Source organism: Chitinophaga sp. CC14 (assembly GCF_048957795.1).
Lineage (GTDB): Bacteria > Bacteroidota > Bacteroidia > Chitinophagales > Chitinophagaceae > Chitinophaga > Chitinophaga ginsengisegetis.
Genome location: NZ_JARBFY010000006.1, coordinates 400406 through 416727 on the forward strand (window position 1 = coordinate 400406; position 16322 = coordinate 416727).

Genomic DNA, 16322 nt, shown 5'->3' on the forward strand with positions numbered 1-16322 from the left:
GCATATGAAATACAACATAATACCTGGTATAGCCCTTGTGATGATGATTAATGCCTGCGGAAACGGCAAAAATGACTATGACGCATCCGGCAATTTTGAAGCAGATGAAGTAATCGTATCTGCCGAACAAACCGGTGAAATACAGTCCTTCCCTGTAAAGGAAGGCGACAAACTCACTGCCGGGCAGTCCGTTGGCCAGATTGATGTTACCATCCCTACCCTGCAAAGAGAACAGGTACAGGCATCGATCAATGCGCTAAAAGAAAAAACCCATGATCCCGTACCGCAAAGAGAACTGGTACGCAGGCAACTGCTGGTGCAGGAAGCACAACTGCAGCAACAATACCGGGAAAGAACACGGACCGAAAACCTGGTGAAAAGCGACGCCGCCACACAGAAACAACTCGATGATATCAATGCCCTCATTGTACAGCTGGAGCGGCAACTCAGCGTAACCCGGCAACAACTGCAGCTCAACAATTCCAATACTTCTACCCAAAACCGTACTATACTCAGTGAAAAAGCGCCGCTGGAAAAATCGCTGGCACAGTATGCAGAGCAGATCCGCAAAGGACAAATCATTAACCCGGTGAGTGGCGTAGTACTGCTGAAATATGCACTGCAGGGAGAAATGGCCACCATCGGGAAACCATTATACAAGATCGCCAATATCGATACACTTTACCTGAAAGCCTATGTAACCGGCGTTACCCTCCCGCAAATCAAGCTGGGGCAACAGGTGCAGGCGCGTATCGACCAGGGCGAAAAGAATTACAAATCATACCCCGGTGAAATTACCTGGATCTCCGATAAATCTGAGTTTACACCAAAAACCATTCAAACAAAAAATGAACGGGCCAACCTGGTGTATGCCATCAAGGTAAGGGTAAAGAATGATGGCTATCTGAAGATAGGCATGTATGGTGAAATGCTGATTAATAAAGCATCCAAATGAGCGCGGTAACACTGGATCATATCACCAAAACTTACGACAAAGGTAAGGTGCTGGCAGTAAATGATGTTTCGCTGCAGGTGGAGGAAGGCGAGCTGTTTGGCCTGATAGGCCCGGATGGCGCAGGTAAAACGTCGCTCTTCCGCATTCTCACCACCTTGTTGCTGCCGGATAAAGGTACGGCCAGCGTACGCGGTTATGATTGTGTAAAAGATTATAAAGAGATCCGCAATAGGATCGGTTATATGCCGGGGAAATTTTCCCTGTACCAGGATCTGACAGTAAAAGAAAATCTCGATTTCTTTGCCACCCTCTTTGGAAGCACCATTGAAGAAAACTACGAGCTCATTAAGGATATCTACGACCAGATAAAGCCTTTCAGCGACCGCCGTGCCGGGAAACTCAGCGGAGGCATGAAACAGAAGCTGGCACTGTGTTGCGCGCTGATCCACAAACCGGAAGTATTATTTCTCGACGAACCCACTACCGGTGTGGATGTGGTTTCCCGTAAAGAATTCTGGGACATGCTGAAGCACCTGAAACAACAGGGCATTACCATCGTGGTATCTACTCCCTATATGGATGAAGCCGTGCTTTGCGAAAGGATTGCGCTGATACAGAATGGTAAAATTATGTCAGTGGACACACCGGATAAAATCATGGCGCAATTCCCGGTGAAACTTTATGCCATCAAGGCGGACAATATCTATCACCTGCTGACGGACCTGCGGAGTATGCCGGAAATAGACAGCAGCTTTGCTTTCGGGGAGTACATCCATATTACACTTAAAGATGCCGGCGCGGATATAGATACGCTGCAGCGTAACATAACACAACGGGGACATACACACGTAGATATAAAATTAATTCATCCCGGCATTGAGGATAGCTTTATCCGGTTAATGAACCAGGCATAAAACAGGATATCATGGAAGAAAAAGTGATTGTATGTAAGGATCTCACGAAACGGTTTGGCGACTTTTATGCCGTCAATAAAATTTCCTTTGAGGTAAACAAGGGAGAGATCTTCGGGTTCCTGGGCGCCAACGGGGCAGGCAAAACCACTGCCATGAGGATTCTCTGCGGGCTCTCCCACCCTACTTCCGGAGAGGCTATGGTAGCGGGTTTTGATGTATATAAACAACCCGAATCCATCAAGAAGAATATTGGCTATATGAGTCAGAAGTTTTCCCTGTATGAAAACCTGACGGTAGTAGAAAACATTGAATTCTTTGGCGGCGTGTACGGCGTTTCTTCTTCCGAGATCCGTAAGAGAAGCGATAACCTGATTCAGAAATTAGGGCTTACAGCAGAAGCAAAAAAACTCGTAGGTGCGCTGCCGTTAGGCTGGAAACAGAAGCTGGCTTTTTCAGTAGCTATCTTTCACCAGCCGCGGATTGTGTTCCTGGATGAACCTACCGGCGGTGTGGACCCCGTTACCAGGCGGCAGTTCTGGGATATGATCTATGAAGCGGCGGCAAGCGGCATTACCATCTTCGTAACCACCCACTATATGGATGAAGCGGAGTATTGTAACCGCGTTACCATCATGGTAGATGGCAAAATAGAAGCACTGGATTCTCCTGCCAACCTGAAAACGCAGTTTGAGGCCGATAATATGGACGAAGTATTTTACCGGTTGGCCCGCAGGGCCAAAAGGTCGGGCGACTAAAACATTTCTATGAAACAGCTTCTTGTTTTTATCCGGAAAGAATTTTTCCATGTATTCCGCGACAAACGGACCTTACTGATCATGTTTGGCTTGCCGGTAGCGCAGATCGTGCTGTTTGGCTTTGCACTGACCAGCGAGGTAAAGGATATTACACTTACGGTGATTGATAATTCGCGGGACGCCAATTCGCAGCAGCTGATCCGTAAAATAAAATCATCTTCCTACTTTATCGTAAATGAATCCTCCATCGATTACAACGATATAGCAAACTCCTTTAAAAAGGGCACTACAAAATGCGCGCTGATTTTCCCTGCCGGTTTTGGCAACGACCTGCAGCATGGGGGAAAGGCGCAGCTACAGATCATTACCGATGGTTCCGATCCCAATACTGCCAAAACCGTGGTAAACTATATCACTGCTATCACAACGGCTTACCAGCAGGAAATCAGTCCTTCGCCGCAATTGCCTTATACCATTGTTCCCGAATCAAGGATGCTGTATAATGAAGAAGGCAATGGCTCGCTAAATTTCATTCCCGGTGTGATGGCCCTGGTGCTGATGATTGTATGCACCGCGCTCACCTCGGTATCTGTAGTGCGCGAAAAAGAACTGGGTACCATGGAAATATTACTGGTATCTCCTTTTAAACCGCTGATGGTGCTGATTGCCAAAGCCATTCCTTACCTGATACTATCGCTGGCGAATTTTGTGCTGATCCTGGTGCTGGCGGTGTTTGTGCTGGATGTGGGCATCAAAGGCAGTATCCTGCTGTTGTTTATGGAAAGTATGCTGTTTATCATTACCTGTTTATCATTTGGGCTGATGATTTCCAACACCACCAACTCGCAGCAAACGGCGCTGCTGCTGTCGATGATGGGACTGATGATCCCCACCATGATCTTTACCGGCTTTATGTTCCCGATAGAAAATATGCCGAAGATATTCCAGCTCATCTCCAATATTATTCCTTCCCGGTGGTATTTCCTGATCATTAAATCGGTAATGCTCAAAGGACTTGGATTTGAATATGTCTGGAAAGAAACGATGGTGCTGTTAGGCATGACCATTATACTGCTCACTATTGCCCTCAAAAACTTTAAAACGCGGTTATCATGAAAGTGCTGGGTTATCTATTGAAAAAGGAGTTCAGGCAGATTTTCCGGGATAAAACGATCCTGGCCATGATGTTTGCTATGCCTACCATACAGCTGGTCATTCTCCCCCTTGCCATGAACTTTGATGTGAAGAGCGTTAATCTTGCCGTAGTGGACAATGACCACAGTTCTTATTCCCGGCAGCTGATTGCGAAAGTAGGCGCCTCCGGTTATTTCAAAATAGTGGCTGCCGAGCCTTCCTTTCAGCGCGCCATTACCTATATAGAAAGGGAAAAAGCTGATGTGGTGCTGGAGATCCCACCCAATTTTGAAAGCAACCTGGTAAGAGAAGGCAAACAGCGTGTAGGGGTATCCGTAGATGCCATTAACGGCACCAAAGCAGCCATTGGCGGCAATTACCTCATGACGGTAATTGCGGACTTCAATAAGGACATCCCCATTAATACCGGCAGGAATAGGACGCCGCCTGCGGGTGTGATTGATATTACTTATTCCAACTGGTTTAATCCGTTGGCGGAATACCGGTTTTATATAGTGCCGGCAATACTGGTGTTGCTGCTTACACTGATCGGCGGCTTTATGTCGGCCCTTAATATTGTAAGGGAAAAAGAAGTAGGCACTATAGAACAGATCAATGTAACCCCCATTCAGAAGTGGGAATTTATTCTTGGCAAACTCATTCCTTTCTGGGTGGTGGGCATGATTGTGTTTACACTTGGTTTGCTGGTGGCCTGGGGAATATATGGCATCTGGCCGGTGGGGAGTTTTGTAACAATTTATGTATTTGCCGCCATATACCTGGTAGCATTGCTGGGCTTTGGGTTACTGGTATCTACCTATACCAATAACCAGTTGCAGGCTATGTTTGTAGCATTCTTTTTTATGATGATCTTTATGCTGATGAGCGGGCTGTTTACCGCCGTAGATAGTATGCCGCCCTGGGCAAAGATGATCGCCAATTTAACGCCCGTCACACATTTTATTAAAGTAATCCGGACCATTGTGCTGAAAGGCAGCGGCTTTGCGGATGTACAGATGGAGCTATTATACCTGGTATTGTTTGCAGTGCTGTTAAACGGATGGGCCATCTTTAATTACAGGAAAACAAGTTAAGCCGTCACCTCTTTTCTTAATGATCTTCCGTGCATCCGCTCTAAGCATATTACGTTTTTACACAGTATATATCTCCTTAACATATCACCAACCGCGTGTGATTACCCAAAAAAAGGTGGTTTCCAAGTCTTCCTTCAAAAAATTACAAATCACTGACTATCAGTAAAATACACTGTAAACCAGGCTCAAACACCCGTTCCTTCTGCTATTTCAGGGCCTTTTAACGCGTATTGTTAGAAAAAATATTGAAATAAAATAGATTTTATGAATAAATTTGAACAATCAAGTAGCTACTTTTAAAATTTTAAAAAATGAGCAATAAACCCGCTACCTTATTTGACAAAGTATGGGATTCACATGTTGTGAGGAAAATTGAAGATGGTCCGGATGTATTTTTTATCGACCGCCACTTTATTCATGAAGTAACCAGCCCTGTGGCTTTTCTTGGAATGGAAAACAGGGGTTTAAAGGTAATGTTTCCTGAAAAGACGTTTGCCACAGCTGATCACAATACGCCAACTATTAACCAGCATTTACCGGTACAGGACCCGCTTTCCGCCAACCAGCTGAAAGCCCTGGAAACCAATTCCAACAAGTATGGTATTTCTCATTGGGGATTAGGTAATCCCAAGAATGGTATTGTGCACGTGGTAGGTCCGGAAAATGGTATCACCCTGCCGGGTATGACCATTGTATGCGGTGATTCCCACACCTCCACCCACGGCGCTTTTGGCGCTATTGCATTTGGTATCGGTACTTCTGAAGTAGAGATGGTACTTACCTCCCAGTGTATTATGCAGCCGAAGCCAAAGAAAATGCGGATCAACGTAACGGGTAAACTGGGTAAAGGTATTACACCGAAAGACGTAACCCTTTATATTATTTCCAGGCTCACTGCTGCCGGCGCTACCGGCTACTTTGTGGAATATGCCGGTGATGTTTTTGAAAACATGAGCATGGAAGGTCGTATGACCGTTTGTAATATGAGTATTGAGATGGGTGCGCGCGGTGGCATTATTGCGCCGGACGAAACCACTTACAACTATATCAAAGGACGTGAGAAAGCGCCCAAAGGAGCTGCATGGGATACCGCGCTGGCTTACTGGAAAACGCTGCGTACAGATGAAGGCGCCACGTTCGACAAAGAGTACACTTTTGATGCGGCCGATATTGAGCCGATGATCACTTACGGTACCAATCCGGGTATGGGTATGGGCATCACCAAACATATCCCTTCTGCGCTGGCCGGCGACAGCAAATCCAGCTACGAAAAATCATTGCAGTACATGGGCTTCCACGAGGAAGAAGCCATGCTGGGTAAAAAAGTAGATTATGTATTTATAGGCAGCTGCACCAACGGTCGTATTGAAGACTTCCGTGCATTTGCTTCTATTGTAAAAGGAAGAAAGAAAGCAGATCATGTAACTGCCTGGATCGTTCCCGGATCACACATCGTAGAGCAACAGATTAAGGAAGAAGGTATCCTGGATATCCTGACAGAAGCCGGTTTCCAGCTGCGTCAGCCCGGATGTTCTGCCTGCCTGGCAATGAACGATGATAAAGTGCCCGCCGGCAAATACGCCGTGAGCACCAGTAACAGGAACTTTGAAGGCAGACAGGGACCTGGTTCCAGGACCATGCTGGCCAGTCCGCTGGTAGCCGCTGCTGCTGCAGTAACCGGCGTGGTAACTGACCCGAGAGAACTGATTGCTTAATCATCCCCTTCTTACAAATTTTATAAACGATCAACAAAAAATGGCTTACGATAAATTCACGATATTAAGGAGTACAGCAGTACCCATGCCCATTGAAAATGTGGACACTGACCAGATCATTCCTGCACGATTCCTGAAAGCTACTGAGCGCACCGGCTTTGGCGATAACCTGTTCCGCGACTGGCGCTATGAAACAGACGGCACACCAAAAAAAGATTTCGTTTTAAATAACCCGATCTATTCCGGTAAAATACTGGTAGCGGGTAAAAACTTTGGCAGCGGCAGCAGCCGTGAGCACGCTGCGTGGGCTATCTACGACTATGGGTTCCGTTGCGTAGTGTCCAGCTTCTTTGCCGACATCTTCAAAAACAACTCTTTAAATATCGGTATCTTACCCGTACAGGTAAGCCCCGAATTCCTCGATAAAATATTCACAGCGATAGAATCCGATCCCAAAGCGGAAGTGGAAATCAACCTGGAAGCGCAAACCATCACCATCCCGGCTACCGGGGAAAGCGAGTCCTTTGCCATCAACAGCTATAAAAAGCACAACATGATGAATGGCTATGATGATATTGATTACCTGCAGGCCATGAAGGACGAAATAACAACATTCGCCGGCAAGAGCCTGTACTAAAACATTCCATAAGTATTATGCCAGTGACCCAGCGCCACGTTGAAATAATGGACACCACACTCCGTGATGGTGAACAAACCAGCGGAGTATCTTTTTCGCCATCAGAGAAACTAACCATTGCACAGCTTTTACTGACAGAGGTAAAGGTTGACAGGATTGAAATTGCCTCCGCCCGGGTTTCAGAGGGTGAATTTACTGCGGTAAAGGCAATTACCAAATGGGCCAAAGCCAACGGCTTTTTGAACAAAGTGGAAGTACTCACCTTTGTGGATGGCGACGTTTCCGTAGAATGGATGCTGAAAGCCGGCGCCAAAGTAATGAACCTGCTCACCAAAGGCTCGCTTAATCATTTAACCCACCAGTTAAAGAAAAAGCCCGCGGAACATTTCGCAGAAGTAGCTGCCGTGATTGCACTGGCCAATAAAAAAGGACTGGAATGCAATGTGTACCTGGAAGACTGGAGCAACGGTATGCGACACTCCAGGGAATATGTATTCCAGTACCTCGACTTTCTCCAGAAGGTACCCGTAAAAAGGATCATGCTGCCGGATACATTGGGCGTACTCACACCTGATGAAGTAAAGGAATTTGTTACGGAGATCGTGCAACGCTATCCGAAAAGTCATTTCGATTTTCATGCGCACAACGATTACGACCTCGGCACCGCCAACGTACTGGAAGGCGTAAAAGCAGGCGCACATGGCATTCACCTCACCATTAACGGCATGGGCGAAAGAGCAGGTAACGCTTCGCTGGCCAGCGCCATCGCTGTATTAAATGACTTTTTACCGGAAGTAAAAACCTCCGTGGCCGAAACCTCATTGTATACCGTGAGCAAGCTGGTGGAAACCTTTTCAGGATTCCGCATCCCGGTGAATAAACCGATTGTGGGAGAAAACGTGTTTACCCAAACAGCCGGTATTCACGCGGATGGCGACAAAAAAAATAAACTGTACTTCAGTGACCTGATGCCGGAACGTTTTGGCCGTACCCGCAAATATGCACTGGGTAAAACCAGCGGCAAAGCCAATATTGAAAACAACCTGCAACAGCTGGGCATTAAACTGTCGGACCCCGATCTGAAAAAGGTAACGCAGCGGATCATCGAGCTGGGCGACCGGAAAGAAGTGCTTACGCAGGCGGATCTGCCTTATATCATTTCTGATGTGCTGGACAGCAACCGGATCGAGGAAAAAGTGACCGTAGAAAACTATGTGCTCACCCACTCCAAAAACCTGAACCCTTCTGTTACCGTGAAGATCTCCATTAACGGGGAAGTATTCGAGGAACATTCACAGGGCGATGGCCAGTACGATGCATTTATGAACGCATTAAAGAAGGTATACAAAAAGCTGAAGCGCGACCTGCCCACACTGGCGGATTACGCAGTGCGCATTCCTCCCGGCGGTAAAAGCGATGCGTTGTGCGAAACCATTATTACCTGGAGCCTGAACAACAAAGAGTTCAAAACCCGGGGACTGGACAGCGACCAGACCGTATCTGCCATTAAGGCCACACAAAAAATGCTGAACCTAATCTAAACTATCAATAACAACTGAATGGCTACCAAACATATTTTAATAGTTCCGGGTGATGGAATCGGACAGGAAGTAACTGCAGTAGGAAAAAAAGTATTGGATAAGATTGCTGCGAAATTCGGGCACACCTTTACTTATGATGAAGCGCTGATAGGCCACGTAGCCATTGAAGCCACCGGCAACCCGTTACCGGACGAATCGCTGGAAAAGATGCGTAAATCAGATGCCGTGCTGTTTGGCGCGGTAGGTCATCCTAAATATGATAACGATCCTTCTGCCAAAGTAAGACCCGAACAAGGCCTGCTGAAAATGCGCAAAGAGCTGGGGCTGTATGCCAACCTCCGCCCGATTAAATTATTTGATGAATTACTGGGCGCATCCAGCATCAAACCCGAAATATTAAAGGGCGCCGATATCCTGTTCTTCCGTGAACTGACCGGCGACATTTACTTTGGTGAGAAAGGCAGAAAGAATAACGGCGACACGGCGTACGACATAGCGGAATACAGTCGCTATGAAGTAGAACGCATTGCCCGCAAAGCTTTTGACGCGGCAAGAACCAGGAGGAAAAAACTCTGTTCCGTTGATAAAGCCAATGTTATTGAAACTTCGCGTCTCTGGCGGGAAGTAGTGCAGAAGGTAGCATTGGAATATCCTGACGTGGAAGTGGAACACCAGTTTGTGGATGCCACTGCGATGTTGCTGATCAAGGACCCGCGCCGTTTTGATGTGGTGGTTACTGCCAACCTGTTTGGCGACATCCTGACCGATGAAGCGTCGCAGATAGCCGGATCAATGGGTATGCTGGCCTCCGCCTCTATTGGCGATGGTACAGGCGTGTATGAACCCATTCATGGCTCCGCGCACGATATTACCGGTAAAGGCGTAGCCAACCCGCTGGCCTCTATCCTATCTGCTGCCCTGTTACTGGATATCTCCTTTGGTATGAAGGCAGAATCAGAAGCCGTGATCAGCGCCGTGGACGGCGTATTGAAAGCAGGCTTCCGTACCGGGGATATCGCCGACAAGCAAACACCGGCCGATAAAATACTGGGTACCAACGCAATGGGAGAAGAAGTGCTGAAATTACTGTAGGCAATACTGACAATCTATAAAACAAATGCCTCCCTCCGGGAGGCTTTGTTGTTTTATAGCCGAACAATAATAACCCTGACGGAATCCCGCCCATAAATGTCAGAATTGCACCACACAGGTATTCAATTTCCGGGGTATGTTTGTGATGTACTTAAAAACATATCATTATGAGAAGAATAGTTTCCTTCATGCATGTTTCCCTGGATGGTTTTGTAGCCGGACCTGCCGGAGAAATGGACTGGATCAGTGTTGGCGATGAAATATTTGATTTCGCCGCACAACGTACCAACGAAGCAGATACCGCCTTATATGGCAGGGTGACCTACGAAATGATGGACAGCTACTGGCCTACCGCCGCCGACCAACCCAATGCCAGCAAGCATGATATTGAACATTCCACCTGGTACAACCAGGTAGATAAAATAGTGCTGTCCAACACGATGAAGGGAGTACCGAAAGACAAAACCACGGTGATCAGCAATGACCTCCTCTCCGGAAAAATCAATGCCCTGAAACAACTGCCCGGCAAAGAAATTATCATGTTTGGCAGCCCGGGCGCTACCCAGTCGCTCATGCAACACCACCTGGTAGATGAATTCTGGCTGTTTGTAAACCCCGTACTATTAGGCGAAGGCATTCCGCTGTTTAAAGATATTAAGGAACGCGTAGCCCTGAAATTAGTGGCAAGTACGGCCTTCCCTGATTCGGGCGTAGTGTGTTTGCACTACGAGAAAAAATAAATCTCTTTAGAATATGAACGGCTGATAGGATCTATCAGCCGTTTGTATATTTACCGTTCATCATCTTCTAAAACATCCGGTAAGTACATACCTATATTTCCTGTAATAACACTCCCGTTATAGCATATAAATTGCGCTAATAATATACATTAGCAGGAAATAAACCCCTACAGATGAAAAAGAAAACGGTCTTTTTTATTGCCCTGATAATTTCCGTCACCACTTACATAAATACCTGCTTTTCGCAGGTGAAAGCCCAGGGTTTTACCATCAGCGGCCAGCTTCGTGCCGATGACCCTGCGTTGCTGAAAGACGTGGTGATACAATTGCTGAACGCCACGGATAAGAAGATGGTAAAAATTGAATACGCCGACAGCACCGGCAGGTTTACCTTTGAGCAAATACCCGCGGGCAGTTATGTGATTGCTACACAGAGTATGATTTTCGGGAGATATGAATCCGCCCCGTTCCGGCATGAAAAAAATACCACGGCCGGTACTATCCCGTTGCAGGTGAAGTCCACCGCTTTAAAAGAAACATCGGTGACAGCGGTGAAACCCTTTATCCAGCAGCAATACGACAAAACCGTACTGAATGTGGAAGGTTCCATTTCCGCCGCCGGCAGCACGGCGCTGGAAGTACTGGAAAAGGCGCCTGGCATTACCATTGACCAGAACGATAATATTGCCATGCGTGGCAGGCAGGGCGTGCTGATTATGATAGATGGCAAACAGGTGCCCATGTCGGGGCAGGACCTGGCCAATATGCTGCGGAATATGTCGGCCAGCCAGATTGAAACGATCGACCTGATCACCAACCCTTCTGCTAAATACGATGCCGCCGGCAACGCCGGTATTATCGACATCCGGCTGAAGAAAGGAAAGAAATCCGGCACCAACGGGAATGCGTCTCTCAGCCTGAGCCAGGGCAGGTATCCCAAAGTAAATCCATCTTTCAACTTCAACAGCAAACACCAACACCTCAATATTTTTGGTTCTTATAATTACAACTACCGGGAAGAGCTGAATGATCTTACCATTTACCGGCAGTTTTATGATGAAAACAATGCCTATACCGGCGGCAACAACTACCAGAACTTTTTCAAGTTCCGGAACAACAATCACAATGTGCGTTTGGGAGCTGATTACAACATCAGTAAAAATGTGGTGGTGGGTTTTGCTGCCAATGGCATGTTCAATGCCAGTAACATCACTACCCATAGTGTAGCCCAATCTGTTGATGCGCACCAGGCAAATACGGGTTCCTTTATTACACTGGGTGATAACTATCCCGGCAGGAACAACCGGAGCATCAACCTGAATTACAAACACACGCTGGATACCAGCGGGCGGGAACTCACCGCCGACCTGGACTACGCCCGTTTTTCCTCTTCCGAAAAACAAAATTATATTACCCGCTACTACGATATCCGGCAGGTGGAAAGCAAAACACCGTATGCGCTTTTTGGCGACTTAAATGGTGAGCTGAGTATCCGCTCTGTGAAAGTAGACTACACGCAACCCCTGAAAGTGATTGGCGCCAAACTGGATGCAGGCGTTAAAAGCAGCTGGGTGAAATCAGATAATGACGTGCAGTTTTTTGACAGAAGCAATGGCGGCAATGTTTTGGACAAAGGCAAAAGCAACCGTTTTATTTATAAAGAAAACATCAATGCGGCGTATGTAAATGCTTCCAAAAAATGGAAGCGTTTAAGCATGCAGCTGGGCCTGCGGGTGGAAAATACACGGGCCGACGGATCCCAGGTAACCAATGCGGAAACGTTTAACCGGAACTACACCCAGCTGTTTCCCAGCGGCTATGCAGGCTATGAATTCAACGCCACGCACGACCTCGGGCTTTCGGTGAGCCGCAGAATTGACCGGCCCTCCTACCGCGAGCTGAATCCCTTTAAAGTATTCCTGGACCCGCTGACTTCTTCCGCCGGAAATCCTTTCCTGTTGCCGGAACTCACCAACTCCTTTGAAGTAACCCATACCTTCCGGCAGCAGTACACCACTAAATTAGGGTATAGCCGTACCCGTGATAACATCCTTACCGTATTATCACCGGATGAAGCACCGGGTGCGGTGATCCAAACCGGCAGGAACCTGGCGAAGTACGATTATTATAATCTCAGCTTTGGCTTCCCTGTAAATATCCGCAAATGGCTGAGCAGCACTAATACCGCGTTGGTGTATTACGGCCGCTACAGCGGTAACCTGGTGAATACGGATCTTAATGTGAGCAGGGTATCTTTCAATTTCAATTCGGTGAACACCATCACTTTAAATCCGGTGACCACCATTGAAGTAACTGGCAGTTATGAAAGCCGGTCGTACTACGGCTTCCTGGACATAGGCAGTTTCTGGTTTGTAAATGCCGGTGCGCAGCGGCAGTTATGGAACCGGAAGGCATCTGTAAAAATAAACATAGCCGATATTTTCTTTACCAATCAAACCAATGCAGTGACCCGGCTTACCGGCTATGGCGAAACATTTAAGCAGAAAAGGGATACTCGTGTAGCCACGCTCACCTTCAATTATAAATTTGGCGGGAATGGCGCCGGTAACATCAAAAGGAAGACCGGCGGCGCCGAAGAGGAAAAGCGCAGGGCAGGATAAAAATTTATACATTTATTGCATGAACTTAGTTACCGAACTGGAAGAACTGGCCCTGGCCACCCGTTTAAAACGGCTGGCAGAACGCTTGTCGCAGGACGTGAGCCAGATATACAAAGAATCGGATCTGGACTTTGAAGCAAAATGGTACCTGATCCTGGAATTGCTGAGCCGTGAAAAAGTGATGGCTATTACGGAGATCTCTTCTTCGTTGCAGCTGAGTCATGCTGCGGTAGTACAGTTTGCGGAGCAGATGCAGGCGCATGGTCTTATTAAAACAGCGCCCGATGCCAAAGATGCGCGGAGACGGCTTATTTCCCTGACGCTTGCCGGTAAGCAAATGCATAAAAAGATCGGTCCTGTTTTGCAGGTGATCAAAGAAGAAAACCGGAAATGGCTGGCCGAAGCCAGCGCAGACCTTTTGCAGCTTTTATCGGAGCTGGAGAAATCGCTCGATGAAAGAAGTATGTATAAGCGTATTAAGGTGAGCCTGGTAGAGCAATCTGCCAGGTGAGCCGGTTATCTAATACCCAGTTTATCCAATACATGGTTAACCACTCTGTCGCAGCGGATAAGATGGAATGGAAATACGAGGTCGTTTTTATAGTAATCGGAGATCTTGCCGCGCAGCATGAGCCGTGCCCTGATATACCGGACCTTTACATTTACCGTGGAGATATTCAAGGCAGCAGCGGTAGCTGCTACGTTTAAACCTTCCACTTCCCGCATTACAAATACCAGGCGGTACTTTTCGGGAATCTGCAGCAGGGCCAGTTCCATTACCCTTCCCAACTCCTTATCGATAACTTTTGCCACGGGCGACTCTTTTATACCGGCAGCATTTGCCGGGTGATGATCATCTAATACAGATATATCCTCACTGCCTGACCGGCTTTTCTTTTTGAGCAACTGACTGCATTCATTAATCATAATCCGTGTAAGCCAGGTACCGAAAGCCGATTCCTTTCTAAACTTATCGAGGTTATGATAGGCATTGATATAGGTGTTCTGCATCATATCCTCCACATCCATATCGTTGTCCAGCATCGTCATTCCTATGCGGAACAGGCGGGCGTTGTGACGTCGCATCAGCTGCTCATACAGCCGCTCTTCCCCGGCCAGTACTTTAGAGATTAACTCGTTGTCAATTTCAATGTCGGTTTGCGGCAGTGTGGTCATTCTTCATTTATTAGATGATTAATCGGTGGAGAAGTTACAAAAAACTTTTATGGGATTTTGTAACCATTTGAATTTTTTATACTCTAATTACTATAGGGCCTGTTAACGGCCCCTATTTTCAATATAACCCAATCGTGTAGCGCATGGCTATGAAACCAGATAACATTTTTCATCTTCCCGGCATAAAAATGCCGGAGCTAACCCATCAGAAAATCCAGGAGCTGAAGAAAACGGCGAAAGGAAAACTGATCACCGGTACCTCTATTACGGCGTTTCCGGCATTGTTAAAATCAATGGAAGCTGCGCTACAGGAGCAACTGGCGCAATACGATCATATCAAACAAACCAATGGAGAGAACGCCAAACGGAAAATGCTGCTCCTGGAAATGCTGGACGATCATCTTTACCTCGAATTTGCCTATCACATTATGTTTATCAAATGGCGGGAACAACAAATCAGTAAAGCATCCTGATACCGGCATCTGTGACGTATGTTGCTAATCTCATTAAAACTATACATTTGCAACCAAACAAATGTTATGGAGAATTACAGCATCGTCATTTTTATACTGGCCATTATGATTGTGCTGTCTGCGGTGGCAGACAAGATAAAGTTACCCTACCCGGTGCTGCTGATTTCTGCGGGAATAGGCATTGGATTTATTCCTGCCCTGCCAAATATTACGCTGAACCCTGATATTGTGTTCCTGATATTTCTCCCGCCATTGCTGTATGATGCTGCGTTTAACATCTCCCCACAGGAATTTAAAACCCACTTCAACACCATTGGCACGCTGGCCATTGGCCTGGTATTTTTAACAGCGGGCGCTGTAGCAGTGATTGCGCATTATCTTATTCCCGGCATGAGCTGGCCACTGGCTTTTGTGCTGGGCGCTATCCTGTCGGCCACAGATGCCGTGGCGGCCATGAGCATTACCAAAGGACTGGGACTTTCACATAAAACCATCACCATCCTTGAAGGGGAAAGCCTGATCAATGATGCTTCCGCACTGGTAACCTATCGCTTTGCCATTGCGGCGGCCACAGGTACCGCCTTTGTATTCTGGAAGGCTACGCTGGAATTTTTTATACTGATGGCGGGCGGCGTACTGGCGGGCATAGTAGTGGGCAGGATACTGGCCGTGATCCTGAAAAGGGTGCATAAAAACGACCTGGTTACCATCAGCTTTATGCTGCTCATGCCTTTTGTTACCTACCTGCTGGCAGAAGAGCTGCATGTATCCGGTGTAATTGCTGTAGTGGTGCTGGGGCTGGTGATTGCAAGGATCAGCGGGAAGGTTTTCCCGGAGAAATTAAAGCAGCAGTCCAGGTCTATATGGGATATTATCATCTTCCTGCTGAACGGGCTGATCTTTATTATTATCGGGCTGCAATTTCCCTATATCATTAAAAGTATCCCCAGTCACCAGATCCTGCCCTATATCGGCTATGGGTTTATTATTACAGTAGCCGCCCTGTTGTTACGTATGGGCAGGGTATTTCTCCAACAGATCAATTTAGACCAGGCCTTCAAAAAGGGTAAGGGCCGGATCACTGAAAACGCCCTGCTGGATTTCAAGAACAGCCTGATCATCAGCTGGTCCGGTATGCGGGGTATTGTGTCGCTGGCTATTGCCATCGGCCTGCCATTGACGCTGAAAGACGATGCGCCGTTCCCGGAGCGGAATGCGATCATATTTATTTCCGTGGTGGTGGTGCTGTTTACCCTTATCGGGCAGGGCATTTCTTTACCCTGGATTGTAAAAGCTGTAAAACTCTCCCCGGCAGACAATAAGAAGCCGCAGCACTGATTGATTACTTCGCGGATGCGTCGGGCATGCTTCGGACATGGGTATCTCATGGACTATCCATACTGTTCGCATGCACTCCTCATGCACTATTGATGCACTATCCATGCACTATCCATGCACTACCAATAATGCTGCGC

The 16322-nt window shown here is 47.1% G+C and carries 15 protein-coding genes; 14 read left to right on the forward strand and 1 reads right to left on the reverse strand.

Annotated elements, in window-relative coordinates:
- The first annotated feature begins 4 nt into the window (after positions 1–4).
- The 12 genes from PV783_RS32100 (at position 5) to PV783_RS32155 (ending at position 13709) form a co-directional block, all read left to right on the forward strand.
- A complete protein-coding gene (locus tag PV783_RS32100; protein ID WP_420990869.1) occupies positions 5–955 on the forward strand; it encodes an HlyD family secretion protein in 951 nt (316 codons plus the stop codon).
- On the forward strand, positions 952–1869 hold the full coding sequence (locus tag PV783_RS32105) for an ABC transporter ATP-binding protein (RefSeq protein ID WP_420990870.1): 918 nt from the start codon (positions 952–954) through the stop codon (positions 1867–1869). The genes PV783_RS32100 and PV783_RS32105 overlap by 4 nt, the downstream gene beginning before the upstream one ends.
- A gap of 11 nt (positions 1870–1880) precedes the next feature.
- Positions 1881–2624 (forward strand): ABC transporter ATP-binding protein, encoded by a 744-nt coding sequence (locus PV783_RS32110; RefSeq protein WP_079472126.1) that lies wholly within the window; start codon positions 1881–1883, stop codon positions 2622–2624.
- 9 nt (positions 2625–2633) lie between these two features.
- Positions 2634–3740, forward strand: a complete 1107-nt coding sequence (locus PV783_RS32115) for an ABC transporter permease (RefSeq protein WP_420990871.1) — start codon at positions 2634–2636, stop codon at positions 3738–3740.
- Positions 3737–4852 (forward strand): ABC transporter permease, encoded by a 1116-nt coding sequence (locus PV783_RS32120; RefSeq protein WP_420990872.1) that lies wholly within the window; start codon positions 3737–3739, stop codon positions 4850–4852. Before PV783_RS32115 ends, PV783_RS32120 begins: the two co-directional genes overlap by 4 nt.
- Positions 4853–5163: 311 nt before the next feature.
- Positions 5164–6567, forward strand: a complete 1404-nt coding sequence (leuC, locus tag PV783_RS32125; RefSeq protein ID WP_079472129.1) for a 3-isopropylmalate dehydratase large subunit — start codon at positions 5164–5166, stop codon at positions 6565–6567.
- Positions 6568–6607: 40 nt separating this feature from the next.
- A complete protein-coding gene (leuD, locus tag PV783_RS32130) occupies positions 6608–7204 on the forward strand; it encodes a 3-isopropylmalate dehydratase small subunit (protein ID WP_079472130.1) in 597 nt (198 codons plus the stop codon).
- A 17-nt stretch (positions 7205–7221) separates the two neighbouring features.
- Complete coding sequence (locus PV783_RS32135; protein ID WP_200817334.1) at positions 7222–8745, forward strand: alpha-isopropylmalate synthase regulatory domain-containing protein; 1524 nt, start codon at positions 7222–7224, stop codon at positions 8743–8745.
- Between the two features lie 18 nt (positions 8746–8763).
- Positions 8764–9837, forward strand: coding sequence for a 3-isopropylmalate dehydrogenase (gene leuB, locus PV783_RS32140; protein ID WP_079472131.1), 1074 nt, complete (start codon positions 8764–8766; stop codon positions 9835–9837).
- A gap of 167 nt (positions 9838–10004) precedes the next feature.
- On the forward strand, positions 10005–10577 hold the full coding sequence (locus PV783_RS32145) for a dihydrofolate reductase family protein (RefSeq protein ID WP_336388390.1): 573 nt from the start codon (positions 10005–10007) through the stop codon (positions 10575–10577).
- 173 nt (positions 10578–10750) lie between these two features.
- Positions 10751–13198 carry an outer membrane beta-barrel protein gene (locus PV783_RS32150; protein ID WP_420990873.1) on the forward strand — a complete coding sequence of 816 codons (2448 nt, stop codon included), beginning with the start codon at positions 10751–10753 and terminating at the stop codon, positions 13196–13198.
- Positions 13199–13217: 19 nt separating this feature from the next.
- On the forward strand, positions 13218–13709 hold the full coding sequence (locus tag PV783_RS32155) for a MarR family transcriptional regulator (protein WP_168771369.1): 492 nt from the start codon (positions 13218–13220) through the stop codon (positions 13707–13709).
- Between the two features lie 5 nt (positions 13710–13714).
- On the opposite strand, the gene PV783_RS32160 is transcribed toward PV783_RS32155, so the two are convergent.
- Positions 13715–14374, reverse strand: a complete 660-nt coding sequence (locus PV783_RS32160; protein WP_079472135.1) for a sigma-70 family RNA polymerase sigma factor — start codon at positions 14372–14374, stop codon at positions 13715–13717.
- A gap of 143 nt (positions 14375–14517) precedes the next feature.
- Between PV783_RS32160 and PV783_RS32165 the strand changes: the two genes are divergently transcribed.
- Both PV783_RS32165 and PV783_RS32170 read left to right on the forward strand, forming a co-directional pair.
- Entirely contained in the window at positions 14518–14847 is a 330-nt protein-coding gene (locus PV783_RS32165; RefSeq protein ID WP_111578352.1) for a hypothetical protein, read from the forward strand.
- A gap of 66 nt (positions 14848–14913) precedes the next feature.
- Positions 14914–16185, forward strand: a complete 1272-nt coding sequence (locus PV783_RS32170; RefSeq protein ID WP_079472137.1) for a Na+/H+ antiporter — start codon at positions 14914–14916, stop codon at positions 16183–16185.
- Positions 16186–16322 lie beyond the last annotated feature (137 nt).